This is a genomic window from Corynebacterium sp. HMSC074C01 (assembly GCF_001814605.1).
Classification (GTDB): domain Bacteria; phylum Actinomycetota; class Actinomycetes; order Mycobacteriales; family Mycobacteriaceae; genus Corynebacterium.
The window spans coordinates 1-758 of the sequence record NZ_KV817263.1; the positions used below are offsets into that span (position 1 = coordinate 1).

Annotated in this window: 1 pseudogene; it reads left to right on the top strand. The window is 57.7% G+C overall.

The features are described 5' to 3' along the window. Window positions 1-732, top strand: a pseudogene (locus HMPREF2978_RS02315) (IS21 family transposase); the annotation flags it as partial. Between the last annotated feature and the right edge of the window lie 26 nt (window positions 733-758).

The window sequence follows — 758 nt, forward strand, 5'->3', positions numbered from 1 at the left end:
CCGACGTGTCTACTTTCCGGGGGTCAGGCCCAAGCGAATGTGGAAGCTGCGGTAAAGATCGTCACACACAAAGTCATCCACGCCCTTGAAGGCCACCAGTGTGTTGACTTGGACGAGCTCAACGGAAAGATTGTGGACTTAGTCGATGCAATCAACAGGTCCGTGCCGTTTCGCAGTCAGCACATCAGCCGCAGGGATCTCTTCGAAGAACACGAGCAGCATCTCCTTGCTGACCTGCCGACAACCCCATGGCAGTACACCGAGTGGAAGCGCGCGAAAGTAGCCCCTGATTTCCATATCACGGTTGCAACGGTGCGCTACTCCGTTCCGCATCAGCTTGTTGGCCGCACTGTCGATGTGCGCATCACAGGCCAGGTCTTGACCGTCTTTGATCAGGGGACGACCGTGGCAACCCACCAGGTTTCGCATAAGCGTGGGGCCTATGTCACTGACTATGAGCACATTCCATCTGGAATGGACTCCACCCGTGGACTGTGGACCAGTGACTACTTTTATCGCGAAGCCAGCAAAACCGGCCCGGCAACACGCAAGGTCATCGAAGAACTCATCGCGGCGAAAGCCATCCCGGCCCAGGCGTACCAGTCTTGCCGAAATGTGCTTTCGATGGGCAAACACGGCAACAAACCAATCCTGGAAGAGGCATGCCAGCGCCTGACCGCCAACGACGGCAGCCGACGGGCGGTGTCATATACCGCAGTCAAAAGGGCCTGACCCCCGGAAAGTGGACACGTCGGGGG